The 21,540-nt window shown below is 51.2% G+C and carries 22 protein-coding genes; 5 read left to right on the top strand and 17 right to left on the bottom strand.

Features of this window, described 5'->3' with window-relative positions:
- Positions 1–377 precede the first annotated feature (377 nt).
- The 3 genes from ACZND6_RS04240 to ACZND6_RS04230 are packed head-to-tail and all read left to right on the top strand — an operon-like array spanning position 378 to position 3,110.
- Positions 378–1,223 carry a MerR family transcriptional regulator gene (locus ACZND6_RS04240; protein WP_489524407.1) on the top strand — a complete coding sequence of 282 codons (846 nt, stop codon included), beginning with the start codon at positions 378–380 and terminating at the stop codon, positions 1,221–1,223.
- The gene (locus tag ACZND6_RS04235; protein ID WP_008810519.1) at positions 1,216–1,926 is read left to right on the top strand and encodes a B3/B4 domain-containing protein; all 711 of its coding nucleotides are present in this window, start codon (positions 1,216–1,218) and stop codon (positions 1,924–1,926) included. The genes ACZND6_RS04240 and ACZND6_RS04235 overlap by 8 nt, the downstream gene beginning before the upstream one ends.
- A 2-nt stretch (positions 1,927–1,928) precedes the next feature.
- A complete protein-coding gene (locus tag ACZND6_RS04230) occupies positions 1,929–3,110 on the top strand; it encodes a multidrug effflux MFS transporter (protein ID WP_039895780.1) in 1,182 nt (393 codons plus the stop codon).
- Between the two features lie 75 nt (positions 3,111–3,185).
- Here the strand turns inward: ACZND6_RS04230 and tatC are convergent, their stop codons facing one another.
- From tatC to bcsA, 17 genes are all read right to left on the bottom strand, one after another.
- On the bottom strand, positions 3,186–3,977 hold the full coding sequence (tatC, locus tag ACZND6_RS04225) for a twin-arginine translocase subunit TatC (RefSeq protein ID WP_008810517.1): 792 nt from the start codon (positions 3,975–3,977) through the stop codon (positions 3,186–3,188).
- Positions 3,978–3,980: 3 nt separating this feature from the next.
- Positions 3,981–4,763: a Sec-independent protein translocase protein TatB gene (gene tatB / locus ACZND6_RS04220; RefSeq protein ID WP_008864549.1), complete on the bottom strand. Its 783-nt coding sequence runs from the start codon at positions 4,761–4,763 to the stop codon at positions 3,981–3,983.
- Positions 4,764–4,784: 21 nt separating this feature from the next.
- Positions 4,785–5,024, bottom strand: a complete 240-nt coding sequence (tatA, locus tag ACZND6_RS04215; protein ID WP_008810515.1) for a Sec-independent protein translocase subunit TatA — start codon at positions 5,022–5,024, stop codon at positions 4,785–4,787.
- A 9-nt stretch (positions 5,025–5,033) separates the two neighbouring features.
- Entirely contained in the window at positions 5,034–5,378 is a 345-nt protein-coding gene (locus ACZND6_RS04210) for a histidine triad nucleotide-binding protein (RefSeq protein WP_008810514.1), read from the bottom strand.
- A 91-nt stretch (positions 5,379–5,469) separates the two neighbouring features.
- Positions 5,470–5,796 (bottom strand): phosphoribosyl-ATP diphosphatase, encoded by a 327-nt coding sequence (locus tag ACZND6_RS04205; RefSeq protein WP_008810513.1) that lies wholly within the window; start codon positions 5,794–5,796, stop codon positions 5,470–5,472.
- A gap of 11 nt (positions 5,797–5,807) precedes the next feature.
- Positions 5,808–6,194 (bottom strand): phosphoribosyl-AMP cyclohydrolase, encoded by a 387-nt coding sequence (gene hisI / locus ACZND6_RS04200; RefSeq protein WP_008810512.1) that lies wholly within the window; start codon positions 6,192–6,194, stop codon positions 5,808–5,810.
- Positions 6,195–6,208: 14 nt separating this feature from the next.
- The gene (gene hisF / locus ACZND6_RS04195) at positions 6,209–6,970 is read right to left on the bottom strand and encodes an imidazole glycerol phosphate synthase subunit HisF (protein ID WP_008810511.1); all 762 of its coding nucleotides are present in this window, start codon (positions 6,968–6,970) and stop codon (positions 6,209–6,211) included.
- Between the two features lie 4 nt (positions 6,971–6,974).
- Complete coding sequence (gene hisA / locus ACZND6_RS04190; protein ID WP_008810510.1) at positions 6,975–7,748, bottom strand: 1-(5-phosphoribosyl)-5-[(5-phosphoribosylamino)methylideneamino]imidazole-4-carboxamide isomerase; 774 nt, start codon at positions 7,746–7,748, stop codon at positions 6,975–6,977.
- A gap of 12 nt (positions 7,749–7,760) precedes the next feature.
- Positions 7,761–8,396 (bottom strand): imidazole glycerol phosphate synthase subunit HisH, encoded by a 636-nt coding sequence (gene hisH, locus ACZND6_RS04185; protein WP_008810509.1) that lies wholly within the window; start codon positions 8,394–8,396, stop codon positions 7,761–7,763.
- Positions 8,393–8,983 carry an imidazoleglycerol-phosphate dehydratase HisB gene (hisB, locus tag ACZND6_RS04180; protein ID WP_008810508.1) on the bottom strand — a complete coding sequence of 197 codons (591 nt, stop codon included), beginning with the start codon at positions 8,981–8,983 and terminating at the stop codon, positions 8,393–8,395. Before hisB ends, hisH begins: the two co-directional genes overlap by 4 nt.
- Positions 8,984–8,993: 10 nt before the next feature.
- Positions 8,994–10,304, bottom strand: coding sequence for a histidinol dehydrogenase (gene hisD, locus ACZND6_RS04175; protein WP_008810507.1), 1,311 nt, complete (start codon positions 10,302–10,304; stop codon positions 8,994–8,996).
- The gene (gene hisG / locus ACZND6_RS04170) at positions 10,301–10,942 is read right to left on the bottom strand and encodes an ATP phosphoribosyltransferase (protein WP_008810506.1); all 642 of its coding nucleotides are present in this window, start codon (positions 10,940–10,942) and stop codon (positions 10,301–10,303) included. The genes hisD and hisG overlap by 4 nt, the downstream gene beginning before the upstream one ends.
- Positions 10,939–12,192, bottom strand: a complete 1,254-nt coding sequence (gene murA / locus ACZND6_RS04165) for a UDP-N-acetylglucosamine 1-carboxyvinyltransferase (RefSeq protein ID WP_008810505.1) — start codon at positions 12,190–12,192, stop codon at positions 10,939–10,941. Before murA ends, hisG begins: the two co-directional genes overlap by 4 nt.
- Positions 12,193–12,320: 128 nt before the next feature.
- The gene (gene bcsG, locus ACZND6_RS04160; RefSeq protein WP_008810504.1) at positions 12,321–13,973 is read right to left on the bottom strand and encodes a cellulose biosynthesis protein BcsG; all 1,653 of its coding nucleotides are present in this window, start codon (positions 13,971–13,973) and stop codon (positions 12,321–12,323) included.
- A gap of 18 nt (positions 13,974–13,991) precedes the next feature.
- The gene (gene bcsZ / locus ACZND6_RS04155; RefSeq protein ID WP_008810503.1) at positions 13,992–15,089 is read right to left on the bottom strand and encodes a cellulose synthase complex periplasmic endoglucanase BcsZ; all 1,098 of its coding nucleotides are present in this window, start codon (positions 15,087–15,089) and stop codon (positions 13,992–13,994) included.
- 18 nt (positions 15,090–15,107) lie between these two features.
- Positions 15,108–17,372, bottom strand: coding sequence for a cellulose biosynthesis cyclic di-GMP-binding regulatory protein BcsB (bcsB, locus tag ACZND6_RS04150; protein WP_008810502.1), 2,265 nt, complete (start codon positions 17,370–17,372; stop codon positions 15,108–15,110).
- 28 nt (positions 17,373–17,400) lie between these two features.
- Positions 17,401–20,160 (bottom strand): UDP-forming cellulose synthase catalytic subunit, encoded by a 2,760-nt coding sequence (gene bcsA / locus ACZND6_RS04145; protein WP_418573106.1) that lies wholly within the window; start codon positions 20,158–20,160, stop codon positions 17,401–17,403.
- Between the two features lie 273 nt (positions 20,161–20,433).
- On the opposite strand from bcsA, the gene ACZND6_RS04140 reads away from it, so the two are divergent.
- Positions 20,434–20,946, top strand: a complete 513-nt coding sequence (locus ACZND6_RS04140; protein WP_008810500.1) for a glycine zipper 2TM domain-containing protein — start codon at positions 20,434–20,436, stop codon at positions 20,944–20,946.
- 35 nt (positions 20,947–20,981) lie between these two features.
- Positions 20,982–21,497 (top strand): hypothetical protein, encoded by a 516-nt coding sequence (locus ACZND6_RS04135; RefSeq protein WP_008810499.1) that lies wholly within the window; start codon positions 20,982–20,984, stop codon positions 21,495–21,497.
- Positions 21,498–21,540: the final 43 nt, after the last annotated feature.

Genomic DNA, 21,540 nt, shown 5'->3' with positions numbered 1-21,540 from the left:
TCTAAATTCACCTAACAGTGTTATCTCACTGTCTATTCGTGAAAAAATTATAGATTAATAGTGAAAAAACCGTAACGTACGTGTGCCCCCTAAGATGTTTTTAGTTATGACCGACCATGCCAAAATTTTGTCGGCCAAACAAGGCCGTGTTCGTATCTAGATCTTTGAGATCTGATACCTCCTTTTATTACATCCCATCCATTCTTCTCTTCTGTTTTATCAATAGAGCAATTTTTTTACGGCACAAAGAAAAACAATATAGAGTAATAGATAATAATGTTTTAAATCAATGAATTAATTAATAAATAAGTTAGTTTGACTCTACAATAATTGTAAGGTTAATAATTTTTCAATAGTTTGCATCAAGAGAATCCGGCATGAAATTTCAAGTAAAAAGAAAAGGCTTATTTTCCATTGGAGAGCTTGCGACAGTTTTTCATGTAACGCCGGGAACAATACGTCATTACGAGAGCCTAGGTCTACTTAAACCTTCATTTGTTGACCCGGAAACAAATTATCGATTCTATGAGTTCTCACGGCTTGAAGTCCTGCACACCATAAGGTATCTCAGATCATTGGGCATGACACTCGAAGCAATCGGAGAATTTCTAAGGGATCGCAACGTTTCAGGGATACTTGAACTTCTCGAAGCTCAAAAGATGGAAATTGCCGCCAAACAAAGAGAGCTGAAAATAACAAAAAGAAAGTTAGAAAGAAGAATCCAGAGCATCAAGGACGCACTCGGTAGTCCGATCGATGAAATACAGCTCGTGACGCTCGACAAACAAAAGTTCTTGCTTTTGGAAACGAAACTCGTCAACCCTGATAATGACGATCTCGAAATGGCCGTACAAGAATTAGAGAAAAATCAAAAAGACTCATTGGTTTTTCTAGGCAAAGTCGGTCTCGGCATTTCGAAAAATCATCTCAAAGAAGGCAGCCTGGAGACATACGACTTCGTTTTTTTGATGCTTGATAAGGAAGATTCCTTATCCGGGAAAGTTCTCACTACACCTCCTCAGCTCGGCGTCGTCACACGCTTTAAGGGCCTCCACAAAGAAGCTCCTGCTGCCTACACGAAGTTATTGGAATTCATCTCCGCAAATAACTTAGAAATTACCGATTTTTCCCGAGAAATAACCTTGATCGATTCAGGGTTCACTTCCGATCAAAACCTTTACGTGACAGAAATTCAGATACCAGTGAGGCAAAAAAATGAATAATTCTTTCAGTGTGGAAAAAAAAGTTTTTGAGGTTCTCCCCGATTATTGCGTCGGCGTCATCCGCACCTCCATTCCAAACAAAGAGGGCGCGGCCAACGCAGTAAGCGAACTATTCAGAAAAGAACTTCAACGGTTCTTTCATCAGTCTCAAGGTGTTGCGTTAAGAGAAACCAAAAACATTTCTGCCTACCGTTCCGCCCTACAAAAGGCTGGAATAAATCCAAATAAATTTATGTGTTCTATCGAGGCTCTGTCTAGAAGAGTACAGAAAAGCGGTGTGCTCCCCGAGATCGACCCAATCGTTGATCTTGGAAATGCCATCTCTTTGAAGTATCTGCTGGCCGTCGGTGCCCATGATTTAGCAAACGCACAAGAGAACTCAATCGCAGTCAGATTTTCTGAAGCGGGAGACCTTTTCAGACCGATGGGAACTCTGACGGATGAAGCCGTTCCGGAGGGAGAACTTGTTTACGTTTCTAGACATCAGGTGAAAACGCGTCGATTCATTTGGCGACAAAGCGATGACGGAAAAATCACCAACCTCACCACGGAATACCTGATTCCGCTTGATGGTTTCATCGGAACCAACGATGACGACGTTATCAAAGCTCGTGATGAATTCGCCTCACTGCTTACAGAATGGTTCGGTGCTTCGGTGTCGACAGGCTTTGTCTCAAAAGAAAATAATATCTTCAATTTCTGATAATGGAAAAAGAAAGCTCTCAAGGCTATTTCCTTTACCTCGTCCTATTTTTAGGTCTTCTAAACGGTTTTGGCCCGTTCGTGATCGACATGTATCTTCCGGCTTTGCCTGAGATGACACATGTCTTTAAAACATCTGCTTCCGTCATCCAGCTTGGTCTAACTTTCTGCATGGGCGGCTTAGCCGTCGGCCAAGTCTTACTCGGTCCGGTCAGTGATAGGTTCGGAAGAAAAGCGGTTCTTCTTTTTTCTCTGTTTTTGTATCTATCCGCCACTGTCGGCTGTCTCTGCAGCGAATCAATCTGGATTTTTACTTTTTTCCGCTTTCTTGAAGGGATTGGAGCTGCCGGAGGTATCGTCCTCTCCCGCTCCGTTGCAACCGACCTCTATCATGGGAGACAACTCGCCAAAATAATTGCATTCATTAGTGCCATCAACGGATTAGCGCCCATCGCCGCCCCACTGAGCGGAGGCCTCGTTGCCCAAATTGTCGGCTGGCGGGGAATTTTTTTGATCCTTTTGTCCTTAGGAATTTGTTTGACGTTAGGGTCTTTGTTTTTTCGAGAAAGTCTGCCTCCGGATAGAAGAAGCGGTGCTGGCTGGAAAAATGTTTTAAAGGGTTTCGGCGACATTCTCAGAGAAAAAGGTTTCATTCCCGCCTCCCTTGCCTATGCATGCTCAATATCCGCCATTTTTTGCTATATCTCAGCAGCTCCGTTCATCATTCAACAGGAATATAACTTGAGCGGCGTACAGTTCTCCCTCATCTTTGCTTTCAACGCGTTGGTCATCGCTTGCGGCTCGATCCTGTCCGTCAAATTCAGTTCTGTTGAAAAATCTTTAAAGTTCGGAGCACTTCTTGCATTTTTCGGGGCGGGCTGTTGTCTGCTTTTATATTTCCTTAGTCAGTCGCTCCTCGCTTACCTAGTTCCTGTCGCCCTGATGCTCTTCGGACTCGGTTTCATGTTTCCTAGCTCAACCACCTTGGCCATGGAGAAAGGCAGAAAATACGCAGGTATTGCTTCCTCCGTTGTCGGAGGCCTCGGCTATCTCGCGGGAGGTTTAGCCGCCCCGCTGGTTGGAATCGGCGACATCAAGCTTGCTTCGTTTAGCTGGAGCTTCGTCTTCTTATTAGCTGGCCTCCTTCTCATTTTTTTCTGTGATCACAGGAAAACGAGACTTTAGACCGGTTTCGCGATAAAGCACTCAAAGAAAAATCCCGCCTCGGTGAGAGCGGGATTTTTCTTTACTTAAATTTCTTTAAGATGACTCTGCGCTTTCTTCCTCAGGCTCATCCTTCTTGCCGAATACTGCACACAGCCAAATGCCGACCTGGTACAGAATCACCAGCGGCAATGCCAGCAAGCACTGGGAAAGAACATCCGGCGGCGTCACAATAGCGGCTAGAACGAAAGCGCCGACGACCATATAAGGGCGAGCCTTCTTTAACTTTGAAATCGAAGTAATGCCCATGCGGTTCAAGACAACCACAATGATCGGCACTTCAAACGTTAAACCAAACGCTAAGAAGAGCGCCAGCACAAAGCTAAAGTACGAATCAATGTCTGGTGCGAAGTTCACAGAGTTCGGGGAGAATCCGGCAATGAACTGGAACACCATACGGAACACAATGAAATAGCAGTAAGCCATTCCGAGGAAGAACATCACCAAACTCGAAATAATGATCGGAGCGGCAAGTTTCTTCTCTTTTCGATAAAGTCCCGGAGCGATAAAGCCCCAGAGCTGCCACAGCACATAAGGCAGTGCAATCACGAAAGCGACGAACAGCGTCACTTTCAAAGGCACCATAAACGGTGCGATCACACCGGTGGCCAGCAGTTTTGCGCCCTGAGGCAAAGCCACCATCAGCGGCTTACTCAGGTAGTCGAAAATCTGCTTCATGAACGGCGACAAGCAGGCAAAAACCAGCAGAACCGACACAGCCATACGGACAATACGGGAGCGAAGCTCAATTAAATGAGCGACGAGTGTCTGCTCGCGGTCATCTTCCGGCCCGTCTTCCGGGCGTTCTACCAAATCTTTATCACTCATTATTTAAACGCGTGAAATACGGGTTTTGTTAACATGACTGCGCGGCGCAAAGCGTCCGGCGCCGGTTTTGGAAACAGAAGCGACCTTCTGAGCCTCAACCTGCTGCTTGAGCGCATTGATTTCACGCATTAAGTCGGCAAGCGTAGGAGCGTTGGGGTCGGCCATCGGCGCATTGGCCGGCGCTTGTCCGAAATTGTAGGAGTCGACAGTAGGAGCCGGGCCGCTCAGTTCCTGAGGCAACGTCGGTTTGATGTCGGATGCACCCCAGTCAAATGCCTTTTCCAGCATAGAGGTGTCGACCGACTTGTCGAGATTTTCCCAGGCGGCGTTCTTGCCCTGACCGGCAGCGACAGAGGTCGAAGCAGTTTCGGTCTTAGCAGTACCGTCTACGATGTTCTCCATTGAAAGCTCGGCTTTCGGAGCGGTGGATTCCATCCACTGATCCTTAAGCTCCTTGGAAGCGTTGTCCATCGTGGACTTGACTTCCTGGCCGGCGGAAGTGACGGAGTCCCGCACATCGCTGACCTGTTTTTCAATAGAGTCGGTTGTGTTCTTCAGACTCGACTGAAGGTCGCTCGCCATCTTCTTGGCGTCCTCCTGAATCTTTTTCAGTTCAGAAAGTTCGACCTCTTTGTCGATATCGTTTTTAACCTGCGAGACGAATCTCTGGGCTTTCCCCATAAGAGAGCCCGCAGTCTTTGCTACCTGAGGGAGTTTGTCGGGGCCGAGGACGACCAACGCGATGGCCGCGATGACCCCGATTTCGCCCATGCTTAAATCAAGCATATGTACTCAATCGTGTTTGAATTAAGCCTGTTTCTTTTCTTCAGGTTTAGCTTCTTCTTTAGCAGCAGGTGCTTCAGCCGGTTTCTGGTCGGCAACTTGAGCCGGTTTAGCCGGTTCGTCCTGAGCTTCCTTCATACCTTCTTTGAAGCCCTTAACGGCGCCGCCGAGGTCTTTGCCCATGTTCTTAAGTTTGCTGGTACCGAAAATCAGAACAACGATAACCAGCACAACTAACCAATGCCAGATGGAAAGAGAACCCATTTTTTACTCCTAGAGTTTTGTCCAAGGACGCGGGCCGCCCAAGACATGTACGTGAATATGATTTACTTCCTGACCACCGTCATGTCCGGTGTTGATCACAACGCGGAAGCCGTTATTTGCACCCGCTTCTTTTGCCAACACAGGCGCTAAAGCCAGCATTTTACCTAAAAGCGGCTCTTCTGCTTTGCCCATGACAGCCAAAGAGTCGTAATGCTGTTTGGGGATAATCAGGAGATGAACAGGCGCAGCAGGGTGAATGTCTTTAAAGGCAATCACTTCGTCATCTTCATAAACTTTCTGGGAAGGGATCTCTCCCCTTGCGATTTTGCAAAAAAGGCAATCTTCCTTTTGCATACCATTCTCCAAGTTACTTTTATATTTTTAAAGAATTCAGCCGTCGGCTCAATATGGATAACCCTACCATAGGGTTCTCATTAACGCTTTCTCACGATTCTTTTCGATTCGCTTTTTCGACCAAACCTGAGGTTCCTTCTCTGCGGGCGAGCTCCTGCAGCACTTCTTCAGGACGGATTCCGGCCTGGGAGAGCACAACCATGGAATGAAACCAGAGATCGGCCGTTTCGTAGATCAGATGGTCGCGATCGCCGTCTTTTGCGGCCATCACGACCTCGGTAGCTTCCTCACCGACCTTCTTTAATGCGGCATCGGGTGCTTTCGAAAATAATTTAGCAACGTAACTAACCTTAGGATCTCCGCCTTTGCGGCTATCGATGACATCGGCAATTTCGCTGATTACAGGAACTCGTTCCATTTTTTATTCCTTTAGTGATGTCCCTTGCCGTACATCTCTTCCGGAGACTTCAGGACAGGAGCATTCTCTTTCCAGTCTTTACCGTCCCAGCTGCGGTAAAAGCAGCTTCTATGGCCGGTGTGACAGGCAATATTTCCTTTTTGTTCGACCTTGTAGATAACGGAATCACCGTCACAGTCGAGCAAAATCTCAAAAATTTTCTGACGATTGCCGCTCTCTTCGCCTTTACGCCAAAGCTTTTGGCGAGAGCGAGAAAAATAAGTACCGAATCCGGTCCTGAGCGTCTCTTCCAAGGCTTCTTTATTCGCCCAGGCAAGCATCAGAATCGTACCGTCATGGGCGTCCTGTGCTATCACGGGAACCAGACCGTCTAAGTTAAAGCGGACTTCTTCAATCATTCTCGAAACGATCCTTAGTCAAGACGGACAGGAATACCGCGCTCCTGCATATAGCGCTTGGCTTCTTCGATGGTGTATTCGCCAAAGTGGAAAATCGAAGCGGCGAGTACCGCATCGGCATGACCTTCAACAATGCCGTCAACCAAATGCTGGAGATTTCCGACGCCGCCGGAGGCAATCACCGGGATCGAAACCGAGTCGCTCACAGCGCGTGTCAGTTCCAGATCAAATCCGGCTTTCGTTCCGTCGCCGTCCATGCTGGTGAGAAGAATTTCGCCGGCGCCGAGCTTTTCAACTTTCTTTGCCCACTCAACCGCATCAATGCCTGTCGGCGTTCTGCCGCCGCGGGTATAAACCTCCCACGTGCCGTCGCTTCTGCGCTTAGCATCAATGGCAACCACAATGGCCTGACTGCCGTAAATCGAAGAGGCCTCGGCAATCAAATCGGGATTATTGACGCCCGCGGAGTTAATCGAGACTTTATCCGCACCGGCATTTAATAAACGGCGAACATCTTCCGCTTTACGCACCCCTCCGCCGACGGTCAACGGAATAAAGACCTGAGCCGCAACGTCTTCAATCACTTTGAGGATCAGATCTCTTTCGTCCGAAGTCGCCGTGATATCCAGAAAGGTCAGTTCATCGGCGCCCTGCTCATCGTATCGGCGAGCAATTTCCACCGGATCTCCGGCGTCTCTCAGGTCGACGAAATTCGTTCCCTTGACCACGCGGCCGCCGGTCACGTCTAAGCACGGAATGATGCGTTTTGCGAGCATGAATTTATCCTTCGTTATTAGCCTGATTGTCTTTTGCGGCTTCTGTCGCCTCGACTAAATCAAGCGCCTGTGTGAAGTCCAAGGTACCTTCGTAAAGAGAGCGGCCCAAAATCGCCATCGTCACGCCGTCGTCTTCAACGGCAAGCAGCTTGCGGATGTCATCCAGGTCTCGGATACCGCCGGAAGCAATAACGGGAATAGACAGCTGGCTGGCTAATTCGGCCGTGGCTTCAACGTTGCAGCCGGTAAGCATGCCGTCACGGCTGATGTCGGTGTAAAGAATGGCATCCACACCGTAGCCTTCGAATTTCTTAGCTAAGTCAGTGGCAGAGTGTCCAGTGTTCTTTGTCCAGCCGTCGGTCATAACCATACCGTCTTTGGCATCCAAGGAAACAATGACGCTGCCGCCGTACTCACTGCAGACGTCATGCAGGAATCCCGGAGCTTTCACGGCAGCCGTTCCGATCACGACATAGTCCACGCCGAGGTCGAGCACTTCGCCGACGCGTTCCAGCGTGCGCATACCGCCGCCGACTTCAATTTCAACGTCTTCTGCGAATTCACTGCAGATCTTGCGGATCACGGAAAGGTTCACGGGCTTTCCGCTTCTGGCCGCATCCAAGTCAACCAGATGCAGACGTTCGGCGCCGAGTTCAACCCAATGACGGGCCTGAGCAACGGGGTCGGTATTGAAGACAGTAATGTTGGAAGTTAAATCTCCCTGGCGAAGACGAACACAGTGCCCGTCTTTAATGTCAATAGCGGGAATTAACAACATGATAAATACTCGTTAAGGATTCCAAGTCAAAAAGTTTTGGTAGAGAGCTAAACCGGCTGCAGCGCTTTTTTCAGGATGGAACTGCGTTGCAAAAACGTTGTCGCGGGCGACAGCCACGGTGACTTCCTCGCCGTAGAACGTCGTTCCGACGGTCAAGTCTGCTTCTGTCGGTTTGGCGTAATAGCTGTGAACAAAATAAAACCAAGCACCGTTGGTGATACCGTTCCACATGGGATGTTCGCGGGTCTGCGTCACCTGGTTCCAGCCCATCTGAGGAACTTTGAGGCGTGCGCCAGTTTGATCCACACGGTCGGAAGCAAAGCGAACGACGTCGCCCGGGAAAATGCCCAGGCCCGGCGTATCGCCTTCTTCACTGTGTTCGAAGAGCATCTGCTCGCCCACACAAACGGCAAAGAACGGTTTGTTTCGGATCGCGTCACGCACCGCTTCTTCCATACCGGTCGTGCGAAGATTCTTCATGCAGTCGGGCATCGCGCCCTGTCCGGGGAAGACCACACGGTCTGCTTTCAGAACCTCTTCGGGGTCACCGGTGACCAGCACCTGCGTGCTGATCGGTGCAATTTTTTCAATGGCTTTGCTGACGCTGCGCAGATTGCCGGAGCCGTAGTCAACGATGGCTATTTTCATAACACACCTTTTGTGGACGGGATAACGTTGCGGGCGCGGGGATCGTACTCGCAGGCCATGCGCAGCGCGCGGCCGAAGGACTTAAAGACGGACTCGCACTGATGATGAGCGTTGATGCCGCGCAGATTGTCAATGTGGAGCGTGATGCGGGCATTGTTCGCGAGCGCCAGGAAGAACTCTCTCGGCAACTGGGTATCAAATTCGCCGATCATCGCGGCAGTGAAATCGACATTCCAGACCAAATAAGGACGGCCCGAGATATCCAAAACCGTGCGTGAGAGCGCTTCATCAAGCGGCACGTAGGCAGAGCCGAAACGTGTGATTCCGGCTTTGTCGCCTAATGCTTTGGCCAGACACTGGCCCATCGCGATTCCAATATCTTCGACGGAGTGGTGTCCGTCGATATGAAGATCACCGTCGCACATCACGGTTAAATCGATTTGGCCGTGGCGTGCAATCTGGTGCAGCATGTGGTCGAAGAATCCGATACCCGTACGAATATCAGCTTTACCGCTGCCGTCAAGATCCATCGATACCAGGATCGATGTTTCTGCCGTCTGACGCTTTACATCGGCTCGTCTCGTCATGATGAAATCCTTATTTCTTTTCCAGATCGTGAACGCGGTACATGGCGCTGGCAGCGTGGGCCGTCAGGAATTCGCCGCGGGCAAGCACGTCGGCAATACGGCCGAGTTTTTCTGCGCCGTGTTTGCTGACCTTCAAAACGCTCATGCGTTTCTGGAAGTCCCAAACACCGAGCGGGGAAGAATAGCGGGCGGTGCGGGAGGTCGGAAGAACATGGTTCGGGCCGGCACAGTAGTCGCCTAAAGCTTCGCAAGTGTAAGGGCCGACGAAGAGCGCACCGGCGTGGTGAATCTGGTCAATGTATTTGTCGGCGTCCTGAACAGAGAGTTCCAAGTGTTCGGGAGCGATCGTATCGGCAACCTTGCAGGCTTCTTCAATGGAACGCGTCACGATGATGGCACCGCGGTTATTGAGCGAAGCGGAAATGATGTCTTTGCGGGACATGCCTTTGATCTGACGATCAATGGATTCGGCCACTTTGTCGGCAAATTCGGCGTCATCGGTCAGCAAAATTGCCTGAGCCAATTCGTCATGTTCTGCCTGGCTGAAAAGATCCATAGCAATCCAGTCAGGATTGGTCTTACCGTCGCAAATCACCAGAATTTCAGAAGGACCGGCGATCATATCAATGCCGACGGTACCGAACACATAGCGCTTGGCAGCAGCCACGTAGGCGTTGCCCGGTCCGACGATCTTGTCAACGGCAGGAATAGTTTCCGTGCCGTAAGCCAAAGCGGCAATGGCTTGCGCGCCGCCGATGGTGTAGCACTCTTTAACGCCGGCCAGGCAGGCCGCGGCAAGAACGAGCTGATTGGGTTTGCCGCCCGGAGTCGGAACAACCATCACAATCTTCTTGCAGCCGGCAACGTGAGCAGGCATGGCGTTCATCAGAACGGAAGACGGGTACGCGGCTTTACCGCCAGGAACATAGAGACCGACGGAATCGAGCGGAATGTAGCGGATGCCGAGCTTTGTTCCGTCTTCTTCCGTAATGGACCAGCTCTGTCCGAGTTCGTGTTCGTGGAACTCGCGGATACGTTGAGCAGCCTGAGTCAGGGCGTCTTTCTGGTCTTTCGGAAGCGTTTCAAGAGCTTCTTTCAGGTCGTCTTCGGTCAGACGGAATTCGGCAACGCTCTTGGCGTCCATATGGTCGAAACGATTGGTGTACTCAAGGACGGCCTCGTCCCCTCTGGCGCGGACATCCTGAACGATGGCTTCGGCGCGGCGTGTGATTTCGGGATCAACAGAGCTGTCGACTGCAACAAGCTCAGAGAATTTGGCCGCGAAATCGGGCTGCTGTGTATTCAATCTTCTAATGCTCATTCTTTTTTCACCGTGTTTGCAAAAATTTCGATTAAGGGCAGCAGTTCCTGGCGCTTCAACTTCATTGCGGTACTGCCGACGATGAGGCGGGAGGAGATGTAGTCAATCGTCTCCACCTCAACTAAGTTGTTTGCTTTAAGTGTTGCTCCGGTACTCACCAAGTCAACAATGGCGTCCGACAAACCGGAAATCGGAGCTAACTCCATCGAGCCGTAGAGTTTGATGAGATCAACATGCACACCGACGCGCGCATAGTAGTCTCTCGAGTACTTCATGTACTTGGTCGCGATTCTTAAGCGTGCACCGCGTTTGACGCGGGCGGCGTAGTCAAAATCGCGGGGACAGGCTACGCACATGCGGCATTTGGCGATATTGAGGTCCAAAGGTACATAAAGACCGGCGCCGCCGTGTTCGTACAAGGAGTCCTTGCCGGCAACGCCCATGTCGGCTGCGCCGTACTGGACGTAGGTCGGGACGTCGCTCGCGCGGACAACCACGATTCTCAGATCCGGATTATTGGTTCCGATAATGAGCTTGCGGGAAGTTTCCGGATCTTCTAACGGATAAATTCCGGCTGCGGCCAAAAACGGAAGCGTCTCAGTAAAGATTCTTCCCTTTGATAATGCCAACGTAATCATGCTTTTACTCTCTTAATCTTGGCGCCGAGGGACGAAAGTTTCTGCTCCATTTTTTCGTAGCCGCGATCCAAGTGATAAATACGATCCACCGTCGATTCGCCGTCGGCTGCTAAAGCGGCAATCACGAGCGCAGCACTGGCGCGCAGGTCGGTTGCCATCAACGGGGCTCCGGAAAGAAGATCGACGCCGCGCACCACGGCATTGTTGCCGTCAATGGTGATATCGGCCCCCAAACGTTGCAGTTCGGGTACGTGCATAAAGCGGTTCTCAAAAATCGTTTCGGCAACGTGCGAAGCACCCTTGGCTGTCGTATTGAGCGCCATGAACTGGGCCTGCATGTCGGTCGGGAATCCGGGATACGGAGCCGTGCGGATATCCACAGCCTGATGTTCCCCTGTGCCGTCAACCTCGATCCAATCATCTCCGACGGTTACTTTGGCGCCGGCTTCTTCGAGCTTCTCGATCACTGCGGTCAGCGTATGGGGATCGCAGTCTGTCACTCGAACTTTGCCTTTAGTCATCACGGCGGCAACCAGGAAGCTTCCGACTTCGATACGGTCGGAAATCACGCGGTAAGTCGTTCCGTGAAGTTTTTTGACGCCTTCGATTTCCATCTGAGGAGATCCGATGCCCTTGATCTTGGCACCCATCTTCACCAGACAGTTCGCCAAGTCAGCGACTTCGGGTTCACGGGCAGCGTTGGCGAGCACGGTTGTGCCTTCGGCCAGAACGGCGGCCATTAACAGATTTTCCGTGCCGGTCACAGTCACCATGTCGGTCACGATATTGGTGCCGATAAGCTTGTCAGCATGCGCCGTGACGTAGCCGTGTTCAATAGAAATATCGGCCCCGAGTGCTTTGAGACCTTTGATGTGCTGATCTACAGGACGAGCTCCGATCGAGCATCCGCCGGGCAGCGACACTTGGGCCTTTCCGAAGCGTGCGAGCAGCGGGCCGAGCACCAGAATGGAAGCACGCATCGTTTTAACTAAATCATAAGGAGCTTCGGTTGAAGTAATATGCGAGGCATCGATCGTCACTTTATGACCTTCCTGCGTGACCTTGCAGCCGAGTTCCTCTAAAAGCTTAAGCATGGTATGAACGTCAGCCAGATCCGGCACGTTCACAAAAGTCATCGGCTCATCTGTAAGAAGTGCGCAAGCCAAAAGGGGAAGAGCCGCATTCTTAGCTCCGGAAGCTTTGATCTCACCTTCAAGCGCGACACCGCCGGTGATAACTAATTTTTGCACTGAACAACTCCAATCGAATCAGCGTCTTGAGCGTTAACCTCCGCGTTAACTCTCTTAATTTATGGACAAAATGAGTTTAAAGCGTGATCTCGAGTTTAACCAAGATCACGGCAATGATTTTTAGATTTTTACTTAGCGTATTCGCGCCAATCTTTGTTATCCATCTTGACGTAGTCCTTGCCTTTATAGTTCACGACCTTGGCATTGGCATTCTCAGAAACAGAATGCGTCTGCGGCAGGTCTTTCACAAGGTCTTTCAGAGGAACTTCCCCTTCCGGTTTTCCGAAGTAGTTAGTCTCTAGAACACGGCCGATCAGAGAGCTCACGGCAAGATAGCTCGTCTTAGTATCTACGGTAACCGGGCTGTCTGCGGGCGTTACGCCGATGAATTTCACCAAAGCAGGCACATGTGTAATGGCCGGGCTCGGAATATCACGCAAGTGCGCGACCTGAACCTTGTCGCCCTTTTCCGCTGCGCCATGCTCCGGCACAACAACCAGCATGACCTTGCGTCCGCTCTTTTCCAGATCGGTAATCAGGCTGCCTAAGTCATCGAGCATGGCCTGAGCTCTGGGTTTGAACGGAGCTAAACGGCGCTTGTTGGCAAAACGGTTGCCGTCATGCAGCGCGATCATGTTGATAAAGGTTGCACTTCTGCCGCCCTTGTCCGCAGCAATGGTGTTTTCGTAATCCTTAAAGACGGCGCGGGCGTCCCCGATCGGCTCTTCGTCAAAAGAGTCATAGCGCTTCGGATACTTCATTTCCGCAAGCTGCGGTGAAAGCCCGGCCAGATGACGCAGACTTTGATAGAAGTTGTCGTACTTACCGCTGTGGTCCATGAAAACGTGCTGGTTGTAGCCCAAACGAGCCAGACGGTTCATGATTTCGCAGTCGGGATTGCGGCCTTCGTACAGATCTTCATGAGAAGGCTGTCCGCAGACCGACTTCAGCAGACGCAGCGCAGCCGGACCGGAATAAGACGTCGCGGAGTTAAAGTTCTCGAAGCGGATATTGAACTGCTTGAGAACTTCGTGATTTTCCAGACCCACGGCCTTCAAGTCGTCGTTGGAAAGTGAGCAGATATTCAGCAGAAGAATATCGAACGGCGTTGAATCTTTCGCCAGCTTGTCCGGCCACTCGGCTCTGCGGTCTTTTTCCGTGTCGTGGAAACGCTTCAGCCATTCATCGAGATTCTTTGAGGTAGGTTCAGCAGTCTGAGGAATGAGGTCGCTCTTCTTTTCTTCTTCTGCCGGTTTCTTGGCGTTGTCAACTGAAGCGACAACCTCAGTTGCCGGCGCCGGTGCTCTGAGCTGGGCCACAAAGGGCTGCCAAAGCGGTGCGCAAAGAAGAATAAACAAATAGCCGACAGTAAACGTCGTCACGCGGATATAGTCACGGATTGCGTAATAGATGATGATGAGCGCGATTCCGGCGCCGATCATCTCAAAGTTCAAAAAGTTCAGAGCTGAGTCGAGGAGATAGCCGCCTTCCATCGCCGCAAGGTTATGGAAGTTGCCTCGAATGCTGTCCAACCCCGGCAGCCAGCTTTCGGAGTAAACCAATGCGGCTGCACAGACCACGGCAACTAAAGTACGAAACCAGCGCAGATAGCGGTTGCCGATCGGGAAGAGGACAAAAACCAAGAGCAGAACATTCTGCAGAAGGTTCAGCGAGAGATATCCGAACCCTCCGAGTAAAAATTCTCCGATAAAAAATACATTCCACAGACCGAGGCCGGTCCATTTCACTTTCGTCTGCTTGTTTTTTTCAGTCGCAGCCATGCTCAGAACTTAACTTTATTAGTTGTTTTTAGGTGTCATTGTTTTAACGGCCACGTTGTCGGTAGGCAGAATCAGGCGCCCCTTCTCGTCGAAGGCATAGGTGCGGTTATCAAAGCCCAGACCGAAAACAGTCAGCACGTTGCGGTAATAATTATCGCCCTTCATTTCCGTCGAGGTGAGCACCGTACGAATCACCGCACCAGCCTTATCTGCAGCCACATAGGGCAGAAAGCAGGCGCCGAAAGCATTGACCTGACGATTGTTGACAGTCATGTCGCCGATGTTGACTTTTTCAGGCGGAATATTGGTTGCCTTGACGAGATTAATCATCGGTTCGTACTGGCGCATCAGCACTTCATAGTTCTGATCTTTAGGCGACAGAATGCCGGACCACAGGTAGGTTCGGATGGCGTTGTAGCTGCCTTCCATCTGCTGAGGATCGACAAGGCGTCCCTGAGCGTCAAATTTAGCCCAGTCCGGCGCCACACCGCTCGGAGAGCAGCGCACCATGGCGTTGATGGAACCTTCCAGCACCGGGAGCCAATACGGATCGTAATCGGCAAAGCGGCGCAGGATGTGCGGCGGATAGTAGCTTGGGTTGATGGTGATCACGCCCTTCTCTTCAAATCCGACGCGGCCCGGAAGGATGATCTTGCCGACGGTCGGCACGTCACGAACGAGCTCTTTAAGCTTGGCAAGGTAACCGTCAGCCTTCGGAAGGTAGGAAGGATCATTCCAGATGCGGGCCGCTTCGATCAGACAGTAGGCAATCCACATGTCCGAGTCGGTGGCGTTGTTGGTATCCAAGATCTTGCCTGTTCCATTGGGCTTGCCGTCCGGAATACCCCAAAGCCAAGCAGGCTGATTTTCGCCGAGATTCTTTTCCGTCCAGGCAAACATCTCGTCAAAAGCCTTTTTGTCATTGGCAACCAGAGCGAAGAACATCCCGTAGGACTGTCCTTCAGAAGTCGTAATCAGCTTGGCTTCGCTGTAGTCAACGACGCGGCCTTCGGGCGTAAGATTCGTTGCTTTAAATTGATCCCAAAGTTCCCAGGCACCCGCAGGAGCTGCGAACACGGCAGAGATCAGGCAGGCAAGAAGAAAGTTCTTTTTCATGTTGTGGTCTCCTTCCTCTTAGTTGCGGCGGTTGCGGAAGCGGATTAAAGAATGCATCAGGTAGTAGATGCCACCTGCAAAGAGCAGTGCGCACACCAATGTGAAGAGCACAAGAAGAAGCGGCTGGTCTAAGAGCGAATACCAAACTCTCTGGTGCCACGGCAGGGATCCTGTGTAGTAGTCAGGGCCCACCATGTAGCTCGCAGGCTGAGCATTCGGTTTGAATATCGCCACACCGCCACCGACCATCTTCAGGTCTCCAGGGTTCATCAGGCGTTTGTTCAGGAGGTAGCTTCCGTCCTGACCGTCACCTAAGATTGCGACGACCGAGCGGCCGCTGCCGTACGGAGATTCATACTGAGCAATCGTGGCAATGCCGGTGTCTTCCGTGACAGTGGACTGAGGAGCAGCGTCTTTAGACTTTGCTTCGAAATTAGACTTCAAGTTGCCTTTAACTTTTTCAAGAATAATCTCGGGCTCAAGTTTGCCGAGATTATCGATATCGGCGCTGTTTTCAGCAAAGACCAGAATGTCGCGGTGCTGAGCGTTATCATTCTGGATGGCAGAGTCGAACGTAACTTTCGTGACGGGAGCACCCGTCTGCGCACCGAAGCGGCCCATTGTATTGAGCATCGTCGTCATGACGTTAGCCGGCGCATCTTTCTTCATCAGCACCAAGGTCTGAGACAAGTCGGCATACTTCGTAAACGGATAGCCGCTCACGGTAAAGAGCTTCAGATCCGGCAGGCGTGCAAAGTGATAGAAACCGGAGAAGTCGATCGTGGAGTTCGGATCGATTTCCACCTGGTTCGGAATCAAGGTCACGGACTTGCAGTTGGCCTGAGTTCCGCCGTCAACCGCCAAACCGTATTGGAAGTCAAACGTCAGCTGATTTTCCGCGGACAGCAGGCGGCTCGGAATCGATGTGTTGTTCCACAGATTTGCCAAGCCATTAATGAACGAGAACTGCGACATAAACGAGTTGCTCGTTTTTGTCGGGCTCAGGTCATAGGACTCGACCAACTGGTCATTCAGCAGGAAACGCATCTGGGCCGGTTCTCCGCCCATCGGACGCGTGTAGCGATAGCGTAGGTCTAGATTCACATTGCTGCGATTGACCATGAAAAGGTCCGGCGGGAGACGTACGTCGAGCTTGATCGGAGCCGGATGCAGACCGGTGCTGGTGAGCTGGCCGCGATACTTGGAAAGCTTCTCGAACGGAATCTTTTGATCGGTGTTGACCCAAGACGGCGCGTCATAAGCCTTGCGATCCGGTTCGCCTTTGAAGTTTTCAATCGTGACCATACCGCCGGCAATTCCTGCGTCAGCAGCCGCCAGATAACGGGCAGCTGTCAGCAGATCATCGGCGTTGCGCCCGGCAATCACCAAAACCTTGGCGTATAAGCTGTTCGGCGCATTAACGATCGAAATCGTTGGCGCTTCGACTCTGGGCAGGAACTTCAGGAAGTCGGGACGGCTGTCGTTGGTGACAAAAGCGACATAGTTCTGCTCGGCCGGCTGTTCGTTGTAGTAGACCGGGAATTCAATTCCGCGCCACTCGGAGCGCACACCGGCCCATGAAGCAAGTACCGCGGCAGCTTCTTTGAAGCGATTATCAGGTGTAGAAGCAAAAACCATCGGCAGCGTCGTTGCAGACGGACTGATGGTGTTGACAAAAGGCGCCGGCAGGATCGAAAGATCATTGGCCAAACGCAGCTTCTGAGTATTCAAAGACAGGTAGCTCGAAGAGTCGACCGTCAGCCATAAAGCAGGATTTGCGGGAGAGCCGCAAATCTGCGTGTACTGACCGACAAACTCCAGCGTCAGGCGGTTGGAGCTGTCAAACTGCTTCGCATTGAGATCGACTGTGGCGGAAACCTGATTGCCGAGCTGATCTTTGGTAATCGGAAGACTCTTCTGCAGCTGGCCGTTTAAGTAAACATTGAGCTGGCTCTGCTGAGGAATCAGGGCCGGAGACGGCGTGTAGCGGAGCGTGACCGAAGCCTTGGAAATCAGCTCGTTCTTTGCAGAATAAAAACGGAAAGATCTTTCGTTGTAGATGCCTGTCATCTTGATCTGTTCAATCGCTCCTTCCGTGGAGTAATTAAACAAGGGGCTGTCTTTGCGGATCACCGGGATTTCGTCTGTCCGGAAGGCCGGCTGAACATCCCGCATAAATGTGGCGGGTTCAGGGGCGGCGGACGCAACGCTCGCAAGAGCTACACTCAGTGCGCAGAGCACTGTACCGGATAGAAGAAGAGAGAATCTTTTATTCTTAAACATATCTGACCGAGATCTTCCGAATTACTCATTAATCCGTATTATTTCTAACTGCGTAAGATTTTAGTTTGTTATTACGCGCTATGAGCCGATGAAATTGTTTTAGGCAAATTGTTTTAGGCAAGTAGAGCGGATGGGTTTCCTCAAAAGGAGAATTCTTGTTTTCGCGTCTAAGTGACGGGACTCGAGGAATAAAACTGATGACCCACTTAAATGTCCAAACCGAGGCCTTCAGGAACCAGCCGGCCTGAGGATTCGAAAAATGCGCAAATGCCTCAGCGCCCATGCGCGCCATGTGCAGCAGCGCAAAGAAGCCGTCAAACATGCCATAGTCTCTAACCTTCGCTTGTCTCTGGATCCAAATATCCGGCGTTCCGAACGTGCACTCGACATATTCCATTTCTTTGGTACGCGTCGGCTGAGAGACCAAAAGCTCGACAACGCCGTTTTCAAAAGCGGCCGTCACTGTGCAGTCAAACGTTGTCGAAGGCTTTTTCTTAGGGCCAAAAACCAGCTTTACAGGCTCTTCGAGCGAAACCTTGCTTAGGTCTGAAGCGTTTTTCAAGTCTACGACGCAGTCTTTCTGAGAGAAAGCGGACATAACGGCCGGAATCGAAATCTCTCCGACCTGAAGGTGTACCGGTGCGGTGAAGGACACACGCGGGAATTTGCGTTTCTGGACACTTTCGACCGTCACGGCCATCGCGGCAAACAGAATGATCAGGTTGTAGATAATCCAGCCGAGGTTGATCAAAAGCATCAGAACTTCGTAGGCGCTGGCTCCGACCATTCTGTAGAGGCCGATAAAGAAGCCGGCCAGGTTTAGGAGCAGCAAATAGAAGTACGGACGAGCGACAGCCCAGTCCAAATATTCTTTATCAATTACGCCACCCTTAGCCGTCACGTTGAATTTACCCTTGTGAGGCGCGATAAGTGCAACGAGTGTCGGCACGAAGATGTACCAGGATAAAATCGTTTCATAGAGCGCGCTGATAAACGGGAATCGATAGCCGCGGTGAATCATGTACGTCGTCATCGTGGAGTGAACCATATGCGGGATCAGGTACACGAAAATAGCGATCGCACTGGCGTAAATCACGTAGATATTGGCAAAGAGGAACGGCAGCGGAGCGATTAAGAAGATGATTCGCGGCAGTCCGTGCAGGAAGTGGATCATCGCATTTAAGAAGCACAGGCGCTGCGGAATCGTCAGGCCCTTGCCGAAAAGCGGATTATCCAAGCGGAAAATCTGCACCATGCCTCGGGCCCAGCGGATTCGCTGTCCGATATGCGCCGCCAAAGTTTCCGTACTCAGACCGGCAGAAAGGGGCGTACTTAAGAAAGCCGAAGACCAGCCTCTGCGGTTGAGCTTCAAAGAGGTATGCGCGTCCTCGGTCACCGTTTCCACAGCAATGCCGCCGACTTCTTCCAATGCTTTACGGCGCATGATGGCACAGGAGCCGCAGAACATCGTTGCGTTCCATGTGTCATTGCCCTTCTGAATGAAGTCATGGAAGAGCGAGTTCTCATTCGGAACATTCTCTTTGAGATGCAGGTTCTTTTCAAACGGGTCCTGCGAGTAAAAGTGGTGAGGCGTCTGCACCAGAGCGATTTTCTCGTCCTTTAAGAACCAGCCCATCGTCTTTTGCAGGAACGTTTTTACCGGTACGTGGTCGCAGTCAAAGATGGCAATGAAGTCGCCCTTAGTGATGCCCATCGCGTGGTTAATGTTGCCGGCCTTGGCGTGCTTGTGTTCTTCGCGCTCGATATAGCCGGCGCCGACTTCACAGGCAAAGTCTTTAAATTCCTTACGACTGCCGTCGTCCAAGATATAAACATTGAGTTTTTCTTTGGGCCAGTCTACGGTGAGCGCTGCGTACACCGTCGGTTTCACAACGTCCAGCGGTTCGTTGTAAGTCGGAATGAAAATATCGACACTCGGCCAGCGCTCCTTATCCTTCGGCAAAGAGGCGGGTTTACGGTCAAGCACCCAGCAGACCTGGAAGTAGCCGAGCAGCATCACGATGAAGGCATAGGTTTCAGCGATGATCAGCAGCCATGTAAAGATCACAGAGGTGTAGCTGTTGGGATTCAGTGTTTCCGAATAACGCCACCAAACGTAGCGGGACGACACGATGACCGAAATCACGATCAGCATCAGCAGCGTAAAGCGGGTTTGCGCCTGAAAGAGTGTAAGCGCGATCACACCTAAGATCAGCAGGAAGATGACTTGTTCTTCCAAACTGAAGGGCTGAGTGATACAGAGCACGTAGAGCACGAAGCCGATCGCGAGCAAAAAGCCCACGAAGATCTTCTTAAAAAGCGACAGTTTCTGGTGCTGAGGCTTATGCTGTCCGGTCTTTTCCTTGCCTTCCGAAGCCAGTTTTTTAGAAACTCGCTCAGCGATCATTCGTGTCCCGCGGTTAATCCTCTTGAAAATGTGATTGACCCAGCGGAACAGAAAGAAGCGGCTGGCATACGTCGAATGCGACAGACGTTTGGCGGCATCTTCTTTGCTGCCAGCAACAAACATCAGAAAGCTGAGCTGAATGAGGCCTCGAATGGGATCAAGCGGCCGCAGATTATGAAAGTCGATCTGCGGAAAATAATAGGTTCGGTTTTTAACAATTTTTTGATAGAACCTGTTCTCAATCGGAAAGATCAGCCAAGCCAAACCGAAACAAAACATATTAATTCGGTAGCTCCATTTTCCCGAACAGTTATTCGTTAACCAACGGGACAGCCTGCCGGTATGCACTTTCACCTGGGAAAGAATCTGAGAGAACAGCATATCAATTTAGTGTCGCTTCGAAGTACTGCGCCTAGTATAAAAGCGTTGCGAACGAAGAAGTGGCCCGATCCCCAAATCTTGCACAATCGATAAGCTTTTTGCATGTGTGAATTTTTTCCTTCCCCACCGACGCCAACACTAATCTTTACAATTTTTAGCCTTCCGCCGGCCTTATGGCTCAGTTAGGCGCAAAGGAAGTATCCGACCCCGAGGATTGTTCATTATCATTGAGAGATCAGAATTTACTTTTACAGACAAAGGGGTTTGTCAGCCATGATCAAAACAAAATTGCTGGTTCCTGCAGTTGCTCTTTTCGCTCTTGCCGGATGTCAGACTAACGGCGACATGTATCGTTCCGATGTTTACGGGAGCAACCAGGTCAACCAGGCCCAGCAGGTGCAGACAGTTGAAATTATTGCAATTCAGCCTGCCCGCGTTGCCGTGAATAATCAGTCCGACCGCAACGTTTCTCAGATGGTCGGTACCGCCCTCGGCGGTATTCTCGGTGCTGTGATCGGCAACCAGGTAACACATCATAGAGACAGCGGCACTGCTATCGGCGCTATCGCCGGTGCTGCCTTGGGCGCAGCCGGATCCAGCGCGGCCTCTCCGCAAAATTCTTTGGTTGACGGCGTCCAGCTGACCTTCAAGATGAACGGCAGAATCTTCAACTCCGCTCAGGTCGGTCAGATGTGCGAATTCAAGTACGGCCCTGCCATCATGACATCCACAGGCCCCACAAGCACTCGTATTCAGCCGAACAACCCGTACGGCTGCAAGCGATAACCTTTGTTCCCGTGTTTTGGTGAGGTTCAACGAATATGAAACTTAAACTTCTCGCCGCTGTATGCGCATTTGCGATCGGCTCGGCCGCTTCGGCTCAGATCACCGAGACCGTGACTCCGCTGGTCCCTCTTTCTCCGTCGGACCAACAGATTCTTAACGTCCAGCAGGCTGAACGTCAGATTCAGGCAAACGAACAAGCAGTCGCTTTGGAAAAGGCTCGCGCTGCTGAGAAAGCCGCTCGCCAGCGTGCTGCTGCTCAGGCTCGTCAGGCCAAGGCAAAAGCCGAAGCTAAAGCTGCTCAGCAGGCTAAACAGCAGGCAGCTGAAGCGGAAGCCGCTGCTCAGAAACAGAAACTCCAAAACTATCAGGATCAGATGATGCAGATGGATTTGGAAAGCAAACGCCTCGACTTAGAAGCCAAGCGCTCCAAAGTTCAGACCGAAATCGACCTGAACAAGGTTCGCCAGCAGCAGGCAATCGACAGCCTGAAGAATCAGGCTCCGGCTGCTGCGCCTGCCCCGGCTCAAGCACCCGCTTCGGCCCAGCCTTGATTAGACGCAGTTACGAAAAGGCCCTCTGAAATTTCGAGGGCTT

The sequence above is a fragment of the Parasutterella sp. genome (assembly GCF_057870745.1).
The sequence above is the reverse complement of the archived record's forward strand: the minus strand, read 5'-3'. Positions and strand labels throughout refer to the sequence as shown.

Excerpts from the sequence above, each read along its gene's own strand:
- ACZND6_RS04240 (WP_489524407.1), top strand. The coding sequence starts at position 378 with ATGAAATTTCAAGTAAAAAGAAAAGGCTTATTTTCCATTGGAGAGCTT.
- ACZND6_RS04235 (WP_008810519.1), top strand. The coding sequence starts at position 1,216 with ATGAATAATTCTTTCAGTGTGGAAAAAAAAGTTTTTGAGGTTCTCCCC.
- ACZND6_RS04230 (WP_039895780.1), top strand. The coding sequence starts at position 1,929 with ATGGAAAAAGAAAGCTCTCAAGGCTATTTCCTTTACCTCGTCCTATTT.
- tatC (WP_008810517.1), bottom strand. The coding sequence starts at position 3,977 with ATGAGTGATAAAGATTTGGTAGAACGCCCGGAAGACGGGCCGGAAGAT.
- tatB (WP_008864549.1), bottom strand. The coding sequence starts at position 4,763 with ATGCTTGATTTAAGCATGGGCGAAATCGGGGTCATCGCGGCCATCGCG.
- tatA (WP_008810515.1), bottom strand. The coding sequence starts at position 5,024 with ATGGGTTCTCTTTCCATCTGGCATTGGTTAGTTGTGCTGGTTATCGTT.
- ACZND6_RS04210 (WP_008810514.1), bottom strand. The coding sequence starts at position 5,378 with ATGCAAAAGGAAGATTGCCTTTTTTGCAAAATCGCAAGGGGAGAGATC.
- ACZND6_RS04205 (WP_008810513.1), bottom strand. The coding sequence starts at position 5,796 with ATGGAACGAGTTCCTGTAATCAGCGAAATTGCCGATGTCATCGATAGC.
- hisI (WP_008810512.1), bottom strand. The coding sequence starts at position 6,194 with ATGATTGAAGAAGTCCGCTTTAACTTAGACGGTCTGGTTCCCGTGATA.
- hisF (WP_008810511.1), bottom strand. The coding sequence starts at position 6,970 with ATGCTCGCAAAACGCATCATTCCGTGCTTAGACGTGACCGGCGGCCGC.
- hisA (WP_008810510.1), bottom strand. The coding sequence starts at position 7,748 with ATGTTGTTAATTCCCGCTATTGACATTAAAGACGGGCACTGTGTTCGT.
- hisH (WP_008810509.1), bottom strand. The coding sequence starts at position 8,396 with ATGAAAATAGCCATCGTTGACTACGGCTCCGGCAATCTGCGCAGCGTC.
- hisB (WP_008810508.1), bottom strand. The coding sequence starts at position 8,983 with ATGACGAGACGAGCCGATGTAAAGCGTCAGACGGCAGAAACATCGATC.
- hisD (WP_008810507.1), bottom strand. The coding sequence starts at position 10,304 with ATGAGCATTAGAAGATTGAATACACAGCAGCCCGATTTCGCGGCCAAA.
- hisG (WP_008810506.1), bottom strand. The coding sequence starts at position 10,942 with ATGATTACGTTGGCATTATCAAAGGGAAGAATCTTTACTGAGACGCTT.
- bcsG (WP_008810504.1), bottom strand. The coding sequence starts at position 13,973 with ATGGCTGCGACTGAAAAAAACAAGCAGACGAAAGTGAAATGGACCGGC.
- bcsZ (WP_008810503.1), bottom strand. The coding sequence starts at position 15,089 with ATGAAAAAGAACTTTCTTCTTGCCTGCCTGATCTCTGCCGTGTTCGCA.
- bcsB (WP_008810502.1), bottom strand. The coding sequence starts at position 17,372 with ATGTTTAAGAATAAAAGATTCTCTCTTCTTCTATCCGGTACAGTGCTC.
- bcsA (WP_418573106.1), bottom strand. The coding sequence starts at position 20,160 with ATGCTGTTCTCTCAGATTCTTTCCCAGGTGAAAGTGCATACCGGCAGG.
- ACZND6_RS04140 (WP_008810500.1), top strand. The coding sequence starts at position 20,434 with ATGATCAAAACAAAATTGCTGGTTCCTGCAGTTGCTCTTTTCGCTCTT.
- ACZND6_RS04135 (WP_008810499.1), top strand. The coding sequence starts at position 20,982 with ATGAAACTTAAACTTCTCGCCGCTGTATGCGCATTTGCGATCGGCTCG.